Genomic DNA, 21,234 nt, shown 5'->3' on the forward strand with positions numbered 1-21,234 from the left:
TTATCAGGATTAAGAACGGTAAAATACCCAAAAGAAGAAACAATTAGAGATTTTTGAAAATCAGATTTATTTTTAAGTTTTTTTGAAAAGGCTTATATTTAGTTGATAAATACGTATAAGCCATGTTAGTAAAAGTTTTTGGAAGCGCCGTTTTTGGCGTAGACGCCACGACCATTATTATTGAAGTCAATATCGACAAAGGCATTGGTTACCACCTGGTAGGACTGCCGGACAATGCCATAAAAGAAAGCAGTTACCGGATTGCCGCTGCTTTAAAAAACAACGGCTACCAACTTCCCGGAAAGAAAATCACCATCAATATGGCGCCGGCCGATTTGCGCAAGGAAGGCTCAGCTTACGATCTGCCGATAGCGATCGGTATCTTAGCAGCTTCCGGTCAGATAAAACCGGATAGTATCGATCAGTATATGATTATGGGAGAACTCTCCCTAGACGGAAGCTTACAGCCCATCCGGGGCGCTTTATCCATTGCAATCAAAGCAAAGGAAGAGGGTTTTAAAGGATTCTTTCTCTCAAAGCAGAATGTAAAAGAAGCGGCTGTGGTGAGCGGAATCGATATTTACGGTGTGGAAAATGTGATGGAAGTACTGGATTTCTTTGAAGGTAAAAGCACTATACTCCCGGAAACGATCAATATAGAAGACGAATTTTATAAACCGCTGGATTATCCCGAATTTGATTTTGCAGAAGTGCGGGGGCAGGAAAGCATTAAAAGAAGCATGGAAATTGCGGCTGCCGGCGGGCACAATATTATACTGATCGGACCGCCCGGTTCCGGTAAGACGATGCTCGCCAAACGACTGCCCGGCATATTGCCGCCAATGACAATGAAGGAAGCCCTAGAAACGACTAAAATCCACAGTGTGGCAGGTAAGATAAAAGAAGCCGGATTAATCAGCCTGAGACCTTTCCGAAGTCCGCATCACTCTTCTTCTGCCGTTTCGTTAGTAGGTGGCGGGAGTTATCCGCAGCCTGGTGAAATTTCACTGGCTCATAACGGGGTATTGTTTTTAGACGAATTACCCGAATTTAAACGGGAAGTACTGGAAGTCATGCGGCAGCCGCTGGAAGATAGGGAAGTCACGATTTCAAGAGCAAAATTTACAATTACCTATCCGTCATCCTTTATGCTGGTAGCCAGTATGAATCCCAGTCCCGGAGGCTATTTCAACGATCCGGATGCACCGGTAACAACTTCGGCAGCCGAAATACAGCGCTATTTAAGCAAAATATCCGGACCGTTACTGGACCGGATCGATATACATGTGGAAGTTGCTCCGGTTCCTTTTGAAAAGCTTGCCGATTCGACCAATGCCGAAAGCAGTACCAGCATCCGGAAACGGGTTACAGCAGCCAGAAAAATCCAGTCGGAAAGATTCCGGGATTCGGAAAGTATCCATTATAATGCACAGATGACGACCCGGCAGATCCGCGAATACTGTGTTTTAGACGATAGCTCATTAAGCCTTTTAAAAACAGCAATGGAACGTCTAAACCTGTCGGCACGTGCCTATGACAGGATTTTAAAAGTTGCCCGGACCATTGCCGACTTAGCGGCTTCGGAACAGCTTACATCTGTTCATATTTCCGAGGCGATTCAATACCGAAGCCTGGACCGGGAAGGATGGCTGGGATAAAAAAACGTCCGGTATTACCGGACGTTTTTTTATTGTGTTTACCCATAAAGATAGCAGGAGCTGCCTGGTGGACAATTTGGATGTGAATTCCATGACATTCCGGAATATACCCAACAACCATATTCGTTTTCAAATCCTGCTTCAGGTGCTGGAGCACCTGGTCTGTTATCTTCGATATTTAAACTTCTTCGTTTGCACCATGTTTGAAGACTTCCAACTACTTTTCGTTGTTGTTCTTTTGTTAAAACAACAATATTATCTAATTTTAAAATACTCTTTATCATTTGAACTGGAATAAAGTTAATTTTATATTTTAATTCAATTCGGCAAAGGTATCGCCTTTACGGATATCTCCGGTTTCATAACCTCTTTTAAACCATTCGATTCGTTGGGCTGATGTTCCGTGTGTAAAGGAATCCGGGGTTACGTGTCCCTGCATTTTTTTCTGGATAGCATCATCACCTACGGCCTGAGCAGCACTCAAAGCTTCTTCAATATCGCCGGCTTCCAGATATTTCTGATTGTAATGTGCCCATAATCCGGCATAAAAATCAGCCTGTAGCTCTAAGGAAACCGATAATTTATTAGCAGCAGTCTGACTTAAGCCCTGTTGCAGTTTATGAACCTTACCGGATGTGCCCAATAAGGTCTGAACATGGTGTCCGACTTCGTGTGCGATAACATAAGCAATGGCAAAATCACCACCCTGAGCACCGAAACGGGTACGCAATTCTTCAAAAAAAGCCAGGTCCATATATACTTTTCGGTCGGCCGGACAATAAAAAGGACCGGAAGCAGCAGTAGCACTTCCACAGGCTGTTGTAACATTATCAGTAAACAAAACCATTCCGGGCTTTTCATAAATCATTTTATTCTCTTTAAAAACCTTATTCCAGATACTGTCATTATTTCCTAACATTGTCGCTGCAAAGTCACCCATTTCGATTTCTTCGGGTGTTAATTCCCGCTGTTGCACCTGTTCTGTGGACTGTCCTTGTTGTAATTGTTCTAAAATAGGAGCTAATTGCTGAGCGTTTTCGCCTCCAAACATATTGAGAAGCAAAACGATAATACCAATAATTCCGCCTCCGGCAACTACTTTACCACCTGTAGACATCCCGCGACGGTCTTCTACATTATCGCTCTTACTTTGACCTTTCCATTTCATATGTTTAGATTTTAGAGATTAAAAATGTTCGTGATTCCCTATTTCTTCTATTTCGTGTTGTTCTGCTCCGAAAATATTTTTGTAAATCGTATAATACATAGAATAAATATAAGGAATTGTAAAAAATATTCCTAAACAGAAAGCAATTATACCTACGCATGAACCTATCGCAGCAACAAATATTGCTAACAGTATGGTTAATGGTTTTTTATTAATTACAGTAATACTGATAGTAATGGCATCTTTAACGCTCAGATCTCCGAAAATAATTAACGGAATGGTCAGGAAGGTCAGGAAACTAATGATAAAGCTCACAAAAGTCCCTACAAGATTCATGTTAACAAGCTGTAAAAGGGTGCTGGCTAAAACCGATAGCAGCGCGATTAAAAAGCTTGCCAGGAAAATATTCTTGAATTTAGGGGACTTGTAATAGTCAAAAGTAGTGCCGATGCTTAGTTCCCGGTTCATATCCGCATCATGTGCCAGTTTAAGGATACCGGCAATAAAAGGAGCCATAATAGCCGACATAAGCGTGTTGACACCGGCAGAAATTAACAGGAATTCTTTCGAAAGCGCTTTTTGCTCGATTTGTGTAAAATCCTGAACATAGCGCTCTATTCCGTAAAATACCGATATTCCGCTGATCACAAGAGCTGCTAAAATAACGGTAACGATAAGAAAAGCCAGACCGGCAGTTAAGGCTATTTTTTTATAATTTTCAAAACTCTCGTTAATCAGTTCACCCGTATCCAGGTGTAATCCTTTCTGGTTAATTTCTTCGAGTCTTTTTTTAATAGTTGTCATCGTATAATTTTTAAATAATAAATTTGATTTCAGGCGGGTAGTTTAAAAACCGATTCGGAAGCCTAAATAGGCATCAGCCTGTTTGGTATCGTTTACCAATGCGGTAATAATGGAACCGGAACCGATAAAGAATCCCTGATAACGAAATCCGATACCACCCGTTAAACCGGAGATTTCATTACTGGACCAGGGAGAATAAATCTCATAGGTTTCTGCCGAAAAGCGCGGCGTTATTGTAATAATATTTTGAGCGGTTGCCAGATTGTTTTCACTGTCGTTTACAATTTTTTGCTGGGTGTAAACGGTAGCATACCATTTTTCATGCAAACGCACATCGGCATAAGCCGATAAAACCGTTGGTGTTTTTACCTTAAAATCCTTTTTGGTATCCACTACGGTTGCATAGCCGCTATTCAATAAAATCTGTTCAATTTCTTTGATGTTGTCAACGCCTTCAAACTGGTTCAGATCGAAACTCTGTAAGCCCTGAACGGATAAACTGTAATCGCGGGACACATTATTATCCGCTTTAAACGTCATGCTTCCCAGGTTGCGAACCGATAATCCGGCATTGATTTTATAACTGTCGTCGCTGGTGTCTTTCCATTGGTAATTAACGCCCAGATCCACAGCATAACCGTTTATACCGTTTCCGAAAAACTGGTTGAAATTACTGCTGTCGGTAAATCCGTCTGCCAGGGAACCGGAATAGGCAACATTCAGGGCGGCATGCGCATTGGTTAATTCCACATCACCCAAAACGTTGGTAACGGTACCGGTAAACTTATCGGCAGAAATATTGGCATAAGAACCCGGAAACAATAATTTAAAAGTAGCCCCGCCGCTAAACTTGTGTACATCGTCTTCAAAAACAATGCGCGAAGCGGAAAATCCAATCTCTCCCCAGGTTACCGCATTGACTCTTTGGTTGTTCGCAGAAGCGATCATGGCCGAGCCGATAAAGGAGTTTCTCAGGGCATTCCCCAGATTGACATCCACATCGATAAGATTGGCTTTTACTTTGGCAGAGGAAGTAACCGCAAACGTCCATTTGTCTTTTTTCATGGCAAATGAAGGCCCTAAAATTTCGGCATCCAGACGCATGTTCACCGGTTTATCGCCTTCAAAGATCAAATCTTCCACATTGTTTCCTTTGACAATATCTTTAAAACTGATTTTGTTATTGGAAACGTTAAGGCTGGTGTTAAAAATATTCACTTCATACCGGTTGGAAAGATTGCTCAGTTCGGCCGGATTCACAGATGCATTCAGGATACCGGTCCGGCGTGTTGTATTAATACCGCTGAAATGTTCCTGTGCGTACAGAGATGAAATAAATAAACTGCAGGTTATGATCAATACTTTTCGCATAAATGGGGTGTTATTAACTTTTAAATGTTAAAAATAGTAAAAAAATTAAATGCTTTTCCAAATAGTATCATCAGGAACCGGAGCAATTAATGTTAACGGTTCTTTGGTGACCGGATGCTGTAAAACCAGCTTACGGGCGTGAAGGTGAATACCGCCGTCCGGATTACTGCGGTCGAAGCCGTATTTCAGATCCCCTTTTATCGGACTTCCGATAGCTGCCAGCTGACTGCGGATTTGATGATGCCTTCCGGTATGCAGATCGATTTCCAACGCAAAATAGTTGTTTAGTGCCTTAATTACAGTATAGGTAAGGCTGGCTTTTTTGCTGTCGGGAACTTCTTTTACATGTGCTTTTGAAGTATTGTTTTTAGGATTTCGTTTTAAAAAGTGGACTAAAGTGTCTTCTTCTTTTGAAGGACGGTTTTTAACAACCGCCCAATATGTTTTCTGGGTTTCCCTGTTTTTAAACAAATCATTCAGGCGGGTGAGCGCTTTAGAAGTACGCGCAAACACTACGATTCCGGTAGTAGGGCGGTCCAGACGGTGCACCACACCTAAAAAAACCTCACCCGGTTTGTTGTATTTCTCTTTAATATATTCTTTAACAATGTCACTTAACGGTTTGTCACCGGTTTTATCGCCCTGGACAATATCGCCCACGCGTTTGTTGACGACAATAAGATGATTGTCCTCATAAATGACCTGAAGATTATTTTTTGTAGAAACTATTTTTTCTGACACAAAAAAGAATGTTGGTTAAACGGTAAATTAATATTGCTCGTTGGCATTTGGAAAATCCTCTGATTTCACATCGGTAACATACTGACCGATGGCTTTGGTCATATCCTCATAAAGATTCATATAGCGTCTTAAAAAACGCGGACTGAACTCATGTGTCATGCCAATCATGTCGTGTAAAACAAGGACCTGTCCGTCTACACCGCCTCCGGCACCGATTCCGATTACCGGAATGGAAATGCTTTCGGCTACTTTTTTAGCCAATGCAGAAGGGATTTTTTCCAGAACCAAAGCAAAACAGCCTATTTTTTCCAGCATTTTAGCATCTTCAATCAGCTTTTGTGCTTCGGCTTCTTCTTTGGCACGAACGGTATAAGTCCCGAATTTATAGATAGACTGCGGAGTTAAACCCAAATGTCCCATTACCGGAATACCGGCATTCAGGATACGTTTGATACTGTCTTTTATTTCACTTCCGCCTTCCAGTTTTACTGCGTGTCCGCCGCTTTCTTTCATGATTCTGATCGAAGAACGCAAGGCTTCTTTCGGATCCGACTGGTAGGCACCGAAAGGTAAATCTACAACAACCAAAGCTCTTTCTACCGCTCTCACAACCGAAGAAGCATGGTAAATCATCTGGTCAAGGGTAATGGGTAAAGTGGTTTCGTGTCCGGCCATTACATTGGAAGCGGAGTCGCCAACTAAAATAGCGTCAATTCCGGCACTGTCCACAATTTTAGCCATAGTATAATCGTAAGCCGTTAGCATGGAGATTTTTTCACCATTGGCTTTCATTTCAATCAATGATTTTGTCGTGATTCTTTTGTAGTCTTTTTTTGCAACTGACATAGTTTTAAAAATTTTAGGAAATGTAAAAGTACTATAATTTCTAGGATACTGTAACATAATAAAGATTAATACTACTGATAAGGTATCTAAATTCCTTGTTATGAAAAACTTTTTAATACTGTTGGTATGTGGTTTGTCTTTCGGTTTACAGGCACAGCAAAAGGATGTTGAAAACACGATAAAGACCTTTTTTGAAGGTTTTCACGCAAAAGATACCCTAAAAATCAAATCGGTCTGCCATGATAAAATGATATTGCAATCCATTGTGGAAGGGGCAAAGGGAACAAAGTTCCTGGATGAAAAAGCGTCCGATTTCTTTAAAGCCATTGCCACCTTTCCTTCCGATAAAAAGTTTGAAGAGCGGCTGCTGAAATTTAATACGCAGATCGACGGTGCGATGGCACATGTCTGGACGCCGTATGAGTTTTATATTGACGGTAAGTTAAGTCATCATGGCGTTAATTCGTTTCAGCTGTATAAGGACAATGGCAGCTGGAAAATTATTTATGTGGTGGATACGAGGAGGAAGTAGGAAGTTTGATTTGGGATATTTGAGATGCGATATATGGTATATGAGGTTTGATATATGATATATGGGGTTTGAATTGGGTATTCGCTTTTTGGCTGTTTGGTTTTTTGGCTGTTTGGTTTTTGTAAAATTTGTCCTATTTTTCTTTTTCAAAACGAATATTTAGGTATATATTGAGCACTGAAAAAAACAAAAAAATGGAAACACAATTTTCAGGTAACCCGAAACCGTTTGGTATCATAGGATTGGTTATTGCAATATTCTCACTGCTATTTTCGATTATTCCCTGCATCGGATTTTATGCCATTATTCCCGCTTTTATAGCATTTGTTTTTTGTACGATCGCTTTTTTATATTCAAGACAGCAAAAGCAGAACGGCAGTGTACCTTTGGCAGGAATGATCATTGCGGTTATTACTATTTCGATTGGTATCTTCCAGTATGTGAATTATAAATCGGTTTTTGAAGCCAAAGATGAGATTAATGCGATCACAGACGAAGCCTTCGAAACCATCACGAAGGAAGCTCTGGACAATGCTCTTGAAAAAGATAGTTTAAAAAATGATTCCATTCAGAAAAGTAAAGCAGATTCTCTTCAATTCTAAATTTGCGGAATACCATCTCCTAAACATTGTCATTGTGACCGTCATACTGGCCATGTTTTTACTGCTTCAATGCAATGTTGTTTCGTTTAAATGTGTCTATTCCGAAATAGGATCAAGTTGTAAAACATGCGGACTAACAACCAGTTTTAAAGACATTTTAAACGGTAATTTCAACCATATAAAACCGGCCAACGGGATTATTTTTATAGTGTTCTGTTCCCAGTTACTAATTAGGCCGGTTATTAGTGTGCTGCTATATTTTACGGAAAGAAAACAATTGATCAGAAATGCTGATAGCATAAGTTCCTTGTTGCTTTTCGGAATTTTTGTGTATGCTGTGTCAGCCGGGTGATGCAATAGTTAAATTAGGATATATTTTAAAAAAGGACGGGTAAAGCACTCGTCTTTTTTTTGTGGATATTTTTAAAAAATTAAATAATTAATAGAGTATTGTTTGTATTTTAATATTGTTTTTTTTATTGTGAAATAGTGTGTATTATGTTATTTTGTTTATGAAAATAGAATATAGTTTGTTTTTGTGGTATAATTTGTTTAAGTTAGTCAAATATTTATTGCCGCCACAAAAGCGTTGCATTTTGCCACGGAAAAATTTTTATAAACCATAAATAATTAACTGCCATGAAACAACGATTTTTTTTACCGTATTTATTGTTCAGTGTTCTCACTTTTACTTTGTTTACCTCTTGTGTAAAAGAAGATTCTAAGGAGATCGTATCGTCCGCCATTGATCTGAATAAAATTAAGAGTGTAATCGCAATGAATGGGGAAAGCCAGATTATTGCATATAATATGCTGACAGCCGCCGACAAATTTTACATTTGGAATACCAAGCTGGAAATATTGCAGCGCACCGGTGAATTAAATGCCAAACAACAGCATTTTGTCCGGGAATTACAGGAAACGCTTCGGGTTGATTTTTTTGAAAAAGAACGTTCCCGTACCGCAAAAGAATATTACAACAGTTACCTGCCGCAGATGAAGCGGATAGGATTAAGCCTGTTTACACCGTCTGAAATGGTTGCAAATTTTGCAAGCATTAACAGTAAAATCATTGTTGCCGGTCCGCCCGAAATACATTGCGGCTGTAATACAAGCGATAGCTGGTGTGTTACCGGCGATTGTTATTCTTTTTATTGTTCCTCTGCCGATTCCGGCTGCGGATGGTGGCTGGGAGAAATATGTAATGGATTTTGTGCCCGAAAATAAGATAAACTATGGATACCATGAAAAGGAAAATAATAGAAGTTTCAGTAGTTTGTCTTGTATTGGTAATTGCGATATGTTATATCGGGAAATGCCGGGAATGGAATAACGTTTTCAGTTTGTCGAATGCAACAATTGAAGTTACCAACACGTTCGATTTTGAAAGCATGCATTTAAAAGATACCTTAAAACATACTTTTTTAATCAAGAATACCTCTGATAATGTGTTGAATATTGTTGCCGTACACAGTAATTGCGGCTGTACGATCACAAGCTTTAGCAGGGAAAAGATTAAGAAAGGCGAATCGGCTGAAATAGCCGTTACGTTCGTGCCGCAGCAGGTAGGCAGAACCGAAAAAAGTATCGTGGTCGAGGCTAATACAGCGCCTCCTTATACCGTTTTAAGTTTACACGGAATTGTTAAAAAATAAAGTTTAGAGTTTTTTTACTTAATTAGTTGTTAGTTGCAAAAAAAGCGGAATACTTGTGTCAGTTCCGCTTTTTTATTGGTATTATAAAGAATGGTTTAACAGTCTGACATATTTACGGCAACAGCCAGACCACCTTCTGAGGTTTCTTTGTATTTATTGTTCATGTCTTTGGCGGTTTGCCACATCGTATCGACAACTTTATCCAATGGTACTTTCGCATTTTTAGGATCGGTTTCCAATGCTAATTCGGCAGCATTAATTGCTTTTATGGCACCCATCGTATTTCTTTCAATACAAGGAATCTGTACCAGTCCGCCAATAGGATCACAGGTTAGCCCCAGGTGGTGTTCCATTGCAATTTCGGCAGCCATTAAAACCTGCTCCGGTGTGCCGCCCATCAATTCACACAAAGCACCTGCGGCCATGGCAGAAGAAACGCCGATTTCTGCCTGGCATCCGCCCATTGCAGCCGAAATAGTAGCACCTTTTTTAAAGATACTGCCAATTTCTCCGGCAACCATTAAAAACTGTTTGATCTGGTCTTCGTTGGCTTTGTGATCTTCAATAACCATATAATACATCAGCACGGCAGGAATAACACCCGCGCTGCCATTGGTAGGAGCGGTAACCACACGGCCTAAAGAAGCGTTGACTTCGTTTACCGCTAAAGCGAAACAGCTTACCCATTTCAGGATCTGGCGGAATTTTACTTCTGTCATACGGATGATTTCCAGCCAGGATTGCGGATTGTCATACGGCAAAACGCCAATCAGGTTTTTGTGCATGTCATAAGCACGGCGGCGTACGTTTAAACCTCCGGGTAATGTCCCTTCACTATGACAGCCAATATACATGCATTCTAACATGGTATTCCAGATGCGAAGCAATTCATGGTGAATTTCCTCCTCCGTACGCATGGATTTTTCATTTTCATATACGATTTCCGAAATCTTTTTTTGCTCCGCCTGGCAATAGGTTAGTAATTCTTCGGCTTTATCGATCGGGAAAGGAAAGGTTCTTTTGATTGTTTCTTTTTCTATATTCTCTTCTGCCTGTTCTTTTACTACAAATCCGCCACCAATGGAATAAAAAGTGGCGCTGTATTCCTGACTGTCCGTATACACGGTAAAAGTCATCCCATTGGAATGAAATGGCAGGAAATTTTTATTAAAAACAATGTCGGTTTCCGTATCGAAAGGAATGATAATTTCATTTCCTAAAAAGATCTCTTTTTTGTTTTTAATGGCCGAAATGATAACGTCAATGCTTTCTACGGGAATATATTCCGGATCGGCACCGCTTAATCCTAACATGACAGCAAGATCTGTAGCGTGTCCTTTTCCGGTTAATGATAAGGAGCCGTAAAGGTCCACTTTGATTCGGTTAATGTGGTCAATAAGATTGTGATTTCTGATTTCAACAAGAAACTGTTCGGCTGCACGCCAAGGACCTAAAGTATGGGAACTGGATGGTCCCACACCAATTTTAAGCATATCAAATACAGAAATACATTCCATAAAGTAATCTAAATGTTTAGTTTGTTAAAGCAAAGATAGCCCGATAATTCAATAAATAAAACGGACCAAACATATTTTGATCAGTATAACCTGCTTTATGGTATCTTTGATCGTATAAATACTTCAAAACATGCGTCATATCATCATTTTCATAGCGCTGATAAGCTTTGTTTTTAAAGCAAATTCACAAAATTTACAGGAAATGCATAATAAAAGCAAATCGGCTTATGAGAACAAAGAATACGGATCGTTTTTAAAAATAATGAAGCAGCTGGACAGCCTTCGTCCTTCGCATCCTGTTTTTACATATAATCTTGCGGCTGCTCTGGTGTTGAACGGAAAAACAGAAGAAGCTTTGCCGGTAATGGCAAAAAGTATCCTGATGGATAACGGAGTCGATTTTGATCAGGACGCCGATTTTGAACCAGTGAGGAGTAAGCCCGGCTACCAGCGTATTTTAGCATTAAAGCAGCAGCAAAACAAGACCGTAACCGGTTCCGGAAAAGTTGTGGTTTTAAAGGAAAAGGACTTGCATCCGGAAGGATTGACGTATCTGCCAAAAGCAAAATTATGGCTGGCAGCCAGTATCCATAAAGGGAAAATAATTGCTTTCGACAGCCAGACAGGAGTGTGTACGGATTGGTTTATAGCCGACAAGGGATTTGCTGTTTTTGCCATGAAACCGGATAAAAACGAAAAATACTTATGGGTTGCCACAGCGGCCATTCCGGAAGCACAATCGTTCACTAAGGAACTGGAAGGTAAGGCGGTAATACTGAAAATTGATATTGCCGGGAAGAAAATCACCGCACGGTTTTCGGTTAACGGGAATCATTTGTTTGGAGATCTCGCAGTTACCCGGGAAGGAACGGTATATGTATCGGATAGTGCACAGCCGGTACTCTATAAAATTGAAAACAATACAATGGACGTTTTCCTCGATTTGTCACAGGAAGCGTTTAATTTGCAGGGAATAACGCTCAATACCGCAGCATCAAAGCTGTTTGTTGCCGATTACTTAAAAGGCATACTGGCTGTCGATATAAAGAATAATAACCGGAAATGGCTATCCTTCCCGGAAGGAACTACAGGGAAGGGGATAGACGGGCTGGCATATTATAAGCAATCCTTAATAGCCATTCACAATGGTATAAAGCCGGTCAGGCTGATGCAGTACACGCTCGATGATGGCGAAAAAACAATAACCGGCTGTAAAGTTCTGGATAGTAACAGACCGGAATTTAACGAGCCGGTTTTAATGACAGTACAGGATAAGCAAATATACTTTTTTGCCAATACTCCCTGGAATGCCTATAAAAAGGATCACACATTAGACTTGCAACAGTGTGATATCCGGCATTATACCAATATCGTTTAAAAGAATGACAGTGTTGTTATGCCTGGTAAAGTGTCAACTTGTCAGTGTTTGAAAATCAAAATAAATAGAATTATGACAATTTTCATGTCTTTTTTGTAATGGCACAATGATTGACTTATACCAAGCAAGTTGAAAAAACGAAACGACAAAATTGATATAATAAAATAAACTTAGTTATGAGTAAAATTATTGGAATTGACTTAGGAACGACTAACTCTTGCGTTTCTGTAATGGAAGGTAATGAGCCGGTAGTAATTCCTAATGCAGAAGGAAAAAGAACAACACCATCTGTAATTGCTTTTGTAGAAGGTGGTGAAATCAAAGTAGGAGATCCTGCCAAAAGACAAGCAGTGACCAATCCAACGAAAACAATTGCTTCTATCAAACGTTTTATGGGTAACAAATACTCAGAAAGCCAAAAAGAAGCAGGAAATGTAGCGTACAAAGTTGTTAAAGGTGATAACGACACACCACGTGTGGATATCGACGGAAGACTTTATACACCACAGGAATTATCAGCAATGACACTTCAGAAAATGAAGAAAACGGCTGAAGATTATTTAGGTACTACAGTAACGGAAGCGGTTATTACAGTACCGGCATACTTTAATGATGCACAACGTCAGGCTACTAAAGAAGCCGGAGAAATTGCAGGATTAAAAGTACGTCGTATTATCAATGAACCAACAGCTGCAGCGTTAGCGTATGGTTTGGATAAAGCTGGAAAAGATCAGAAAATTGCGGTTTATGACTTAGGTGGTGGTACTTTCGATATCTCTATCCTGGAATTAGGAGACGGTGTATTCGAAGTATTGTCTACAAACGGTGATACACACTTAGGAGGTGACGATTTTGACCAGGTAATTATTGACTGGTTAGCAAACGAATTCAACAGCGAAGAAGGTGTGGATTTACGTAAAGACCCAATGGCTTTACAACGTTTGAAAGAAGCTGCTGAAAAAGCTAAAATTGAATTATCGGCATCTGCTCAGACAGAAATTAACTTACCGTATGTAACGGCTACTGCTTCAGGACCGAAACACTTGGTAAAAACCTTAACAAGAGCTAAATTTGAACAATTGGCAGATGAATTAATCCGTCGTTCAATGATTCCTTGTGAGAAAGCGTTAAAAGATGCTGGTATTTCGAAATCAGAAATTGATGAAGTAATCTTGGTAGGTGGATCTACACGTATGCCGAGAATCCAGGAAGAAGTTGAAAAATTCTTCGGTAAAAAACCGTCAAAAGGAGTAAATCCGGATGAAGTTGTTGCCGTAGGTGCAGCGATTCAGGGTGGTGTATTAACAGGTGATGTAAAAGACGTATTATTATTAGACGTTACACCACTATCTTTAGGTATTGAAACTATGGGTAGCGTAATGACAAAATTAATCGAGTCGAATACAACAATCCCTACTAAAAAATCACAGGTTTTCTCTACAGCAGCAGACAACCAACCATCGGTAGAAATCCACGTTTTACAAGGAGAAAGACCAATGGCTAACGATAACAAAACGATCGGACGTTTCCACTTAGACGGAATCCCGCCAGCACCAAGAGGAGTACCTCAAATTGAAGTAACTTTCGATATTGATGCGAATGGTATTATCAAAGTTTCCGCAACAGATAAAGGAACCGGAAAATCACACGATATTCGTATTGAAGCTTCTTCAGGTTTAACACAGGAAGAAATCGAAAGAATGCGTAAAGAAGCAGAAGCAAATGCTGAAGCAGATAAATTAGTAAAAGAAAAAGTTGATAAGCTTAACGAAGCTGACGGAATGATCTTCCAGACTGAAAAACAATTGTCTGAGTTTGGAGATAAATTGTCAGAAGGAAATAAAGCAGCTATTCAGGGTGCTTTAGACGAATTGAAACAAGCTTACGAAACAAAAGATGTAGTAACGATCCAACCGGCATTAGACAAAATTAATGAAGCCTGGAAAAATGCATCGGAAGAAATGTACAAAGCACAGGCTGATGGTCAGGGAGCGCCGCAAGGACAACCTCAGGACGCTCAAAATGGCGATCAGACACAAGATGTAGATTACGAAGAAGTAAAATAATCTCGGAATCACGAATAATAAAAACCGGAGCTATGGCTCCGGTTTTTTTATGGGTTACAGCCATCTTACAGCCGGATATGTTAAAAAAATGTTATAATAAGATTTTTCCTGTAACGAAATAATGATTGGGTCGTCTAACTCGTAACAATCAAAATAAATAATTTAAAAATCAATCATCATGAAAAAATCGATCATTATTTTAGGACTGGCTTTAGTAGCATTTACAAATGTTTCTGTTGCTTCAAATACTGTGAACACAAAAGTTCAGACAGTATCAATTTTAAACGCTACACCACTTTGCACAGCAATCAGCAAAGGTGATGTGGCAACAATCAAAAAATTTATTGAATACGGTGCAGATGTAAACGAAAGAACAAACAACTTAACTCCGTTAATGTTCGCTGTACGTTACAACAACCTTGAAGTTGTAAAATTATTAGTTGAAAAAGGAGCAGACCTTACTGCTGTTGACCAAAACGGAAGTACTGTATTGAAATTGGCAGAAATGTATAAAAACAACGATATCATCGAAGTTTTAAAAGCTGCCGGTGCCAGAAAATAAGGAAACAAGACACAATGGAAAAGGGAGCGTTTGGCTCCCTTTTTTATTTTAGTTCATGACCATTACGTCAAAATAAAACTGTCCGGTCCAGCAGTTGGTTGTCTGACTGGCAAAAAGATCGGCACGGGCAATGTTCACCGTAATGGAACTCTGCGATTTGTTGGCATAATTCAAAACGAAAGTATCCGGGTAACCGCTGGAATTATAAGCATTAAAAATAATACCCAAAGGATTAAACGGCAATTGCGGCGAAAAATCGTAGCGCACCTGTAACCGTTCTGCGGTGATGGGAGCAAGCGCAACGGTGCTTCCGGATATAACTGCCGAACCACTCTTGGTTTGCTTTGCGAGAATTGTCCAGCTAACGGTTGTATTTACTCCTCGTACCGGAATGGTGAAGGAACCGGAGCTCCCGTTGGAATAACTGTCGCATACCGGAATCACCATACCCTGTAATGTTGCAATGTTGGGCAAATTGGTACTTTGCCAGCTGGCATAACCATTGGCATCGGATGTCAGTACCTTTCCGGCTCCCTGCGAACCATCTACAATTCGTATAACGGGAGATAAAGATTGGGTATTGGTAATGGAAACCTGGTCAAGAAAAGCAGCATCAAGACCTGTATTGGTAGAACTGTCTTTTTCATAACGCCAGGATAAAGTGTGATTTCCGGCTGTTAAAGTTCCGGAATATGTTGCCCAGGGAACCGCACCGGACCATTGGCTGGTCTGCACGCCGTCTATATAAAATCGGAGATAATCATAACTCGCCTCACTATCTACGCGGTAATTAAAGGAATAAGGAGAACCTCCGGCAGGAATCGATACATTTAATTCCAGTGTTGAGGTACTGCTGGCTATTCCGGAACCGGATTTTATTCCGGTGGCACCGGCATTAAACTGCCCGGCTACAGTAGTGGTGGTCCAGGAACCGCCGCTGCCGGAAGTGGTAAACGGAGCAATACCGCTTTCAAAACCGTTTGCAAAAGGAACAATGCCTGCTCCGGCGGAATTTTCAATATGAAATTTGGCCGTTGGAGTAGTAGTGCCCACACCAACATTGCCGGAATTGCCATTGCGTAAATCATTTCCGGTAAGTATCCAGTGGCTGTTGGTCGCACCGCTTATCGGCACCCATTTGCTGCTGTCCCAATAGTGAAACCCGATACCGGTTGTGACATTCGTATTGTAAATAAGTAAACTGGTTGCCGGACTGCTCACCGGCGCGGCAGCATTGAGATTGGGAATGGAAACTCTGGGAATCAGCAAACCTTTATCGGTTGCGGTTACATCCAGTATTGAACTGGCATGAGGAGTAGTGGTGTTAATGCCAACCTGAGAAAAAAGCATCATTGGAAACAATAATGCGAAAAGTATTTTTTTCATAATAGTCATTGATATTTAATAGTTGTTAGGACAAAAATTACTAAAACCAATTACTGTTTAAAAAAAATGGGATATAAGCAGTTTGTTTAGGGATGAAAAATAATAATCGGATTCTAAGCTTTTACAAATGAAATGTTTATCTTACGTAAAACAGCTTCTTTATAGGTTTTGGATACCGGAATACTCTTATTGTTCACAATAATAGTACTGGAATTAAAGCTTTGGATTTTATGGGTATTTACAATAAAACCTTTATGGGTTTTGATAAACTGATTCGGAAGTTTGCATAGAAAATCGGTTATGGTAGCTCTGAAACGGTATTCTTTATCGGTTGTTACCAGCAGCAGGTAATTTTTTTGACATTCAACATATAAAACCGTGTTAAGACTTACCTTTTCAAATACTTCATGATGCTTGACAAAAATATAGTCCGGCAATTTTGTTTTTTCAGACGGCATACATTTGTTAAAATTCATAATGGCGATTTCAATAGCCGAAAAAAGCTCCGCCTTTTGAAACGGTTTTACCAGGTAACCGTACGGATTTGTTGCAATGGCATTTTTTATAGTCGTATCGTCCACATAAGCCGTCAGGAACAAATGAGGAATGCGATAATGCTCCTGGATATAATTGGCCAGCCATATTCCGTCTTTATCGCCCTGTATTGTGATATCAAGCAAGGCTAATTCCACCGTATGCTCCTTCAGGTATATCAGGGCTTCTTCGGCATTCATTGCAGTACCGATAACATTGTAACCAATCTCTTTTAAAAAAATGGAAATAGTTTTCTGAGTGATGTATTCGTCTTCAACAATAAGAATGTTTAGAGGCTGGTTCATGATATTTAGTTAACGATTTCTTTAAATGTAATAATAATTTCGGTTCCGTGATTACTTTTCCATTGAAATGCGCCGTCTAATTGTTTGGTTAGCCCCTGAATAAGATCAAAACCGATGGAATGCAAATCTTTCGGATTAAAATTTTCCGGAAAACCGATACCGTTATCCTGAACACATAACACATAGTCGTGGGCCTCTTTTTTAATCGTTACCTTAATGCTGCCCTGTGTTGTTTTCTTAAAAGCATGCTTAAAGCAATTTGTGACAATCTCATTAATAATAAGGCTTAACGGAATAGCGGTGTTGATATTCAGTTCGATGTTTTGGGCGTCAATATCCGTTTGGACCGAAACATAATGTTGGCGGTATGTTTTCTGGATCGCACCGATCAGCTCGTTTAAATACGATTGAAAAGGAACTTTATTAAAATTATCCGATTGATAAAGGGTTTTGTGAATTAACGAAATCGACTGGATGCGTGCCTGTCCTTCCTGTAAAACAACTTTAGCATCCGGATCGGCAATGGCGCTGTTTTGCAGTTCAAGAATACCGGAAATAATCTGAAGGTTGTTGTTTACCCTGTGATGAATCTCTTTGAGCAGCATTTCTTTTTCAGAAAGCGATTCTTTAATAAGCCGGTTCTTGGAGGAAATTTCCGCATTCATCTTCTGGATCTTCAATTGTTTCTTTTTGGAATTGACCAGATACAGGAAGAAGAAAAAAGTAGTGACCAGCAAACCAAATAAAATAATCAGCAGCGTATTCTGCCGTTTTTTAGTAAGATCTATCTGCTGACTGGCGATCAGGTCGTCCTGTTTTTCCAGATGGTATAAGATCTCATTGCCTTCAAGCAGTCGGTGCTGCCTTATTTTGTTGATCGAATCATTAATATAGAACGCCTTTTTATAAAGCTGGTAAGCCTCTTCCGTTTGGTTAAGTGACTTTAATAGCTCGGCTTTTGTTTTATAAAAATAAATTTTTGTTGCAGGATCGGTAATATTCGGAAGTAATTTTTCCACTAATGCAATGGCTTTTTGAGCTTCCGCGTAATGCTTTAACCGGGATTCGGATTCCGTTAAAAAAAGCAGACTGTTTGCGGCACACACATTATCGTCTTTGTTTTTTAAGGTAACGGCAATATCTTCTTTTAAAAGCGAAACAGCCGTTTTATAATCCCCGGCTTTAAAATACAATACCGCCATGTTTCCTTTAATTGTTCCGGCTAACCGCTCATAGGAATCAAGATGCGTTTTTTTTAAATGCTGTCCGGAAAGTTTTAAAGAAGTTCTGTAATAATGAAAAGCACTGTCAATATTGTTGTTTAAAGAATAATAAAATCCGAGGTCGTTGTATGCAGAAGGAATGATAAGAGCATCTCTTTCCGGATTGTGCAGCAACTCTTTTATTTCTGATTTCAGCTGGATGATTGCCTTGTCATACAGAAATAACCGGGCATATAGCTGGCTTTTGATATTATAACTCCATAACGGAAACGGAACCCCTTGTTTTCTTAAAGTGGCTATTTCAGAATTGATATGGAAAACATTGGAGTATAAGTTTAAATTCAGATACGATTTCTGTAGCGCAACCAGGAGATTCATATACTCTAAATCGGACAACCTGTATTCCTTGTTGTTTTTGATTTCTTTTAAAACACCGATAGATTTTACTTCTTCACCTTTTATATTGTATACTTCCGCTAAGGCAAACAGGAATTTTATATAATCCTTTTTAGAGGTTTTAATAGCGGTATTCGCAGTTAGCTTCGGTAAATTGAGGTAAAAGAAATTTTTATACGCCCTTTTCTGATTAAGACTGAGGCTTTCGTAAAAAAGAACCTTATCAATACCTTTTTGTGAACAGTATACGGTCATGATACTGTCTTTTTCTTCCATGGCATGACCCATCGAAGCACAAAACAATAGTACTGATAAGGCTGTTTTTAGTTTCCCTGATAGAAACATTCAATTATTTGAAATAGGAAAACGTTTCATTGTTTTCTATTTTTAGCAAACTCTCATAAATAAGTTTGATCACATTTTCAACATCATCGCGATGTACCATTTCAACAGTAGTGTGCATGTATCGTAACGGCAGCGATATTAAAGCCGAAGCTACTCCGCCATTGCTGTATGCAAAAGCATCGGTATCGGTTCCGGTTACCCTTGACGAAGCCAGACGCTGGAAAGGAATTTTATTGGCAACGGCAGCATCAAGAATTAATTCTCTTAAATTGTTTTGTACGGCTGGTGCATAAGTAACTACCGGACCTTTGCCGATTTTGGTTTCCCCTTCAATTTTCATGTCAATCATCGGAGTCGAGGAGTCATGGCAAACATCGGTTACAATCGCAACATTCGGTTTGATCGTTTTGGTGATCATTTCGGCACCACGCAAGCCTACTTCTTCCTGAACGGAATTAGTGATATACAACCCAAATGGTAATTTCTTTTTGTTTTCATGCAGCAAACGGGCAACTTCGGCAATCATAAAACCACCCATTCGGTTGTCGATGGCACGGCAAACAAACTTATTCTCGTTCAGAATCATGAAATCATCCGGATAAGTGATTACGCAGCCCACATGAACGCCTAATTTTTCAACTTCTTCTTTGGTTTCACAACCGCAGTCAATAAAGATATTGTCAATTCTGGCAGCTTCTTCTTTGCCCCGGTTTCGGGTATGAATGGCCGGCCATCCGAAAACACCTTTAACGATTCCTTTTTTTGTGTGGATATGAACGCGTTTTGAAGGTGCAATCATGTGATCACTTCCACCATTGCGGATAACATAAATTAAACCATTGTCGGTAATATAATTAACATACCATGAAATTTCATCGGCATGTCCTTCAATAACAACTTTATAAGGAGCATCCGGATTGATAACCCCTACGGCTGTTCCGTAAGTATCCGTAATAAAAGTATCTACATAAGGCTTTAAATAATCCATCCATATTTTCTGCCCGCTTTCTTCATAACCGGTAGGAGAGGCATTATTAAGGTATTTTTCTAAAAAGGATAGGGACGATTTTGTTAATATTGATTTTGTTGCCATAAAATATTTTTTTGCTAAAATATGAATTTGGCATTAGAGTTGCTCAGAATATTGTCTAATTTTACGCATTAATTTGTTTTATATGAAGCGCTTATTTTTTCTTGCAGGAGCTATTTTTACGCCTTTGGTATTTTTTGGACAGGTAGTCACTAAAGACTCGCTGAAAACAGAAAATAACAATACCGTAAATGATACATCCGTTAGCTATTTAGTGCATATAGATGAAGTAATAATCGGAAAAAATACGGCCTATCTGGAAGAACAGAAAAAACTACGGATTTTAGAGCGTCGTGTTTTAAAAGTATATCCCTATGCAAAAGCGGCAGCAGAAAACTTAACGATGCTGAATGTGAATATGGCAAAACTTTCTTCCGACAGAGAGAAGAAGAAATATTTTAAGATTGTTGAAAATTATCTTCAGAATGAATTTGAAGACCGTTTGAAAAAATTCTCCCGTAAAGACGGGCAGATTCTGGTAAAATTAATCCACCGTCAAACCGGGCAGACAACTTTTGGTCTGATCAAAGAACTTAAAAGCGGATGGAAAGCCTTCTGGTCGAATAATACAGCCCGTTTATTTGATATCAATCTGAAAAAAGAATACGATCCTTTTAATGAATTGGAAGATTTTTATATTGAAAGTATCCTGATCAAAGCATTCAAAAGTGGTAAACTCCAAAAACAGGACCCGGCAAAAGCAATGGATTTAGCGGAATTGGCGGCCACATGGAGAATCAAAGCCGAAAAATCCAAACAGCTGCGACTGGAGAAGGTAAAAGAAGAACTGGAAAATTAAAAACACCTTATATATATAGGTAGGATATTTAACGGCTCTATAGGTATAATATAAGGTATCATAAAAACAACATCGCCCTGCATTTGCAGGGCGATGTTGTTTTATACAGACTGTTTCGTTTTTACAGAGTATGGTTTTAGTGTTGTTTTTGACTAAAGGCAATTGTTGAAAAAATAAATCTAAAAAACTAATGTTTTGATTTTTAAATGTTTAAATTTGTTACCCTGATTTTTTTAAAAAATAGTTTAGAAATAGT

The 21,234-nt window shown here is 39.4% G+C and carries 20 protein-coding genes; 9 read left to right on the forward strand and 11 right to left on the reverse strand.

The window, feature by feature from the left end:
* The first annotated feature begins 122 nt into the window (after positions 1–122).
* Entirely contained in the window at positions 123–1,658 is a 1,536-nt protein-coding gene (locus B3394_RS00720; RefSeq protein WP_286911921.1) for a YifB family Mg chelatase-like AAA ATPase, read from the forward strand.
* 38 nt (positions 1,659–1,696) lie between these two features.
* Here B3394_RS00720 and B3394_RS00725 read toward each other — a convergent pair whose 3' ends face one another.
* Genes B3394_RS00725 through panB form a run of 6 tightly spaced genes read right to left on the reverse strand, consistent with a single transcriptional unit; the run spans position 1,697 to position 6,588 of the window.
* Positions 1,697–1,942, reverse strand: a complete 246-nt coding sequence (locus B3394_RS00725; RefSeq protein WP_286911923.1) for a hypothetical protein — start codon at positions 1,940–1,942, stop codon at positions 1,697–1,699.
* A 29-nt stretch (positions 1,943–1,971) separates the two neighbouring features.
* Entirely contained in the window at positions 1,972–2,826 is an 855-nt protein-coding gene (locus B3394_RS00730; RefSeq protein ID WP_286911925.1) for a KPN_02809 family neutral zinc metallopeptidase, read from the reverse strand.
* A gap of 18 nt (positions 2,827–2,844) precedes the next feature.
* Positions 2,845–3,630, reverse strand: coding sequence for a hypothetical protein (locus tag B3394_RS00735; RefSeq protein ID WP_273246268.1), 786 nt, complete (start codon positions 3,628–3,630; stop codon positions 2,845–2,847).
* A 42-nt stretch (positions 3,631–3,672) separates the two neighbouring features.
* Positions 3,673–5,001 carry a hypothetical protein gene (locus B3394_RS00740; protein WP_177734707.1) on the reverse strand — a complete coding sequence of 443 codons (1,329 nt, stop codon included), beginning with the start codon at positions 4,999–5,001 and terminating at the stop codon, positions 3,673–3,675.
* A gap of 45 nt (positions 5,002–5,046) precedes the next feature.
* Positions 5,047–5,742: an RluA family pseudouridine synthase gene (locus tag B3394_RS00745; protein ID WP_286911927.1), complete on the reverse strand. Its 696-nt coding sequence runs from the start codon at positions 5,740–5,742 to the stop codon at positions 5,047–5,049.
* A 27-nt stretch (positions 5,743–5,769) separates the two neighbouring features.
* Positions 5,770–6,588 (reverse strand): 3-methyl-2-oxobutanoate hydroxymethyltransferase, encoded by an 819-nt coding sequence (gene panB / locus B3394_RS00750; protein ID WP_177734705.1) that lies wholly within the window; start codon positions 6,586–6,588, stop codon positions 5,770–5,772.
* A 100-nt stretch (positions 6,589–6,688) separates the two neighbouring features.
* On the opposite strand from panB, the gene B3394_RS00755 reads away from it, so the two are divergent.
* From B3394_RS00755 to B3394_RS00770, 4 genes are all read left to right on the forward strand, one after another.
* Entirely contained in the window at positions 6,689–7,120 is a 432-nt protein-coding gene (locus B3394_RS00755; RefSeq protein ID WP_286911931.1) for a nuclear transport factor 2 family protein, read from the forward strand.
* Between the two features lie 194 nt (positions 7,121–7,314).
* On the forward strand, positions 7,315–7,722 hold the full coding sequence (locus B3394_RS00760) for a hypothetical protein (RefSeq protein ID WP_177734703.1): 408 nt from the start codon (positions 7,315–7,317) through the stop codon (positions 7,720–7,722).
* Positions 7,723–8,361: 639 nt separating this feature from the next.
* Positions 8,362–8,949 (forward strand): bacteriocin fulvocin C-related protein, encoded by a 588-nt coding sequence (locus tag B3394_RS00765; RefSeq protein ID WP_273246264.1) that lies wholly within the window; start codon positions 8,362–8,364, stop codon positions 8,947–8,949.
* A 17-nt stretch (positions 8,950–8,966) separates the two neighbouring features.
* Positions 8,967–9,377 carry a DUF1573 domain-containing protein gene (locus B3394_RS00770; protein WP_286911934.1) on the forward strand — a complete coding sequence of 137 codons (411 nt, stop codon included), beginning with the start codon at positions 8,967–8,969 and terminating at the stop codon, positions 9,375–9,377.
* 95 nt (positions 9,378–9,472) lie between these two features.
* Here B3394_RS00770 and B3394_RS00775 read toward each other — a convergent pair whose 3' ends face one another.
* Positions 9,473–10,894: an L-serine ammonia-lyase gene (locus B3394_RS00775; RefSeq protein WP_177734700.1), complete on the reverse strand. Its 1,422-nt coding sequence runs from the start codon at positions 10,892–10,894 to the stop codon at positions 9,473–9,475.
* A 202-nt stretch (positions 10,895–11,096) separates the two neighbouring features.
* On the opposite strand from B3394_RS00775, the gene B3394_RS00780 reads away from it, so the two are divergent.
* From B3394_RS00780 to B3394_RS00790, 3 genes are all read left to right on the forward strand, one after another.
* Positions 11,097–12,272 (forward strand): hypothetical protein, encoded by a 1,176-nt coding sequence (locus tag B3394_RS00780; RefSeq protein ID WP_286911937.1) that lies wholly within the window; start codon positions 11,097–11,099, stop codon positions 12,270–12,272.
* 176 nt (positions 12,273–12,448) lie between these two features.
* Complete coding sequence (gene dnaK, locus B3394_RS00785) at positions 12,449–14,338, forward strand: molecular chaperone DnaK (protein WP_177734698.1); 1,890 nt, start codon at positions 12,449–12,451, stop codon at positions 14,336–14,338.
* A 178-nt stretch (positions 14,339–14,516) separates the two neighbouring features.
* The gene (locus tag B3394_RS00790) at positions 14,517–14,900 is read left to right on the forward strand and encodes an ankyrin repeat domain-containing protein (protein ID WP_286911940.1); all 384 of its coding nucleotides are present in this window, start codon (positions 14,517–14,519) and stop codon (positions 14,898–14,900) included.
* A 48-nt stretch (positions 14,901–14,948) separates the two neighbouring features.
* Here B3394_RS00790 and B3394_RS00795 read toward each other — a convergent pair whose 3' ends face one another.
* From B3394_RS00795 to B3394_RS00810, 4 genes are all read right to left on the reverse strand, one after another.
* On the reverse strand, positions 14,949–16,286 hold the full coding sequence (locus B3394_RS00795) for a hypothetical protein (protein WP_286911949.1): 1,338 nt from the start codon (positions 16,284–16,286) through the stop codon (positions 14,949–14,951).
* A 113-nt stretch (positions 16,287–16,399) separates the two neighbouring features.
* The gene (locus B3394_RS00800) at positions 16,400–17,125 is read right to left on the reverse strand and encodes a LytR/AlgR family response regulator transcription factor (RefSeq protein ID WP_273246254.1); all 726 of its coding nucleotides are present in this window, start codon (positions 17,123–17,125) and stop codon (positions 16,400–16,402) included.
* A 5-nt stretch (positions 17,126–17,130) separates the two neighbouring features.
* Positions 17,131–19,089 carry a tetratricopeptide repeat-containing sensor histidine kinase gene (locus tag B3394_RS00805; protein WP_286911963.1) on the reverse strand — a complete coding sequence of 653 codons (1,959 nt, stop codon included), beginning with the start codon at positions 19,087–19,089 and terminating at the stop codon, positions 17,131–17,133.
* Positions 19,090–19,093: 4 nt separating this feature from the next.
* On the reverse strand, positions 19,094–20,182 hold the full coding sequence (locus B3394_RS00810) for a M42 family metallopeptidase (protein WP_273246250.1): 1,089 nt from the start codon (positions 20,180–20,182) through the stop codon (positions 19,094–19,096).
* 82 nt (positions 20,183–20,264) lie between these two features.
* Here B3394_RS00810 and B3394_RS00815 point away from each other — a divergent pair, with 82 nt between their 5' ends.
* Positions 20,265–20,978, forward strand: coding sequence for a DUF4294 domain-containing protein (locus B3394_RS00815; protein WP_177734692.1), 714 nt, complete (start codon positions 20,265–20,267; stop codon positions 20,976–20,978).
* The last annotated feature ends 256 nt before the right edge of the window (positions 20,979–21,234 follow it).

The sequence above is a fragment of the Flavobacterium sp. UBA4197 genome, from assembly GCF_002379575.1.
Taxonomy (GTDB): domain Bacteria; phylum Bacteroidota; class Bacteroidia; order Flavobacteriales; family Flavobacteriaceae; genus Flavobacterium; species Flavobacterium inviolabile.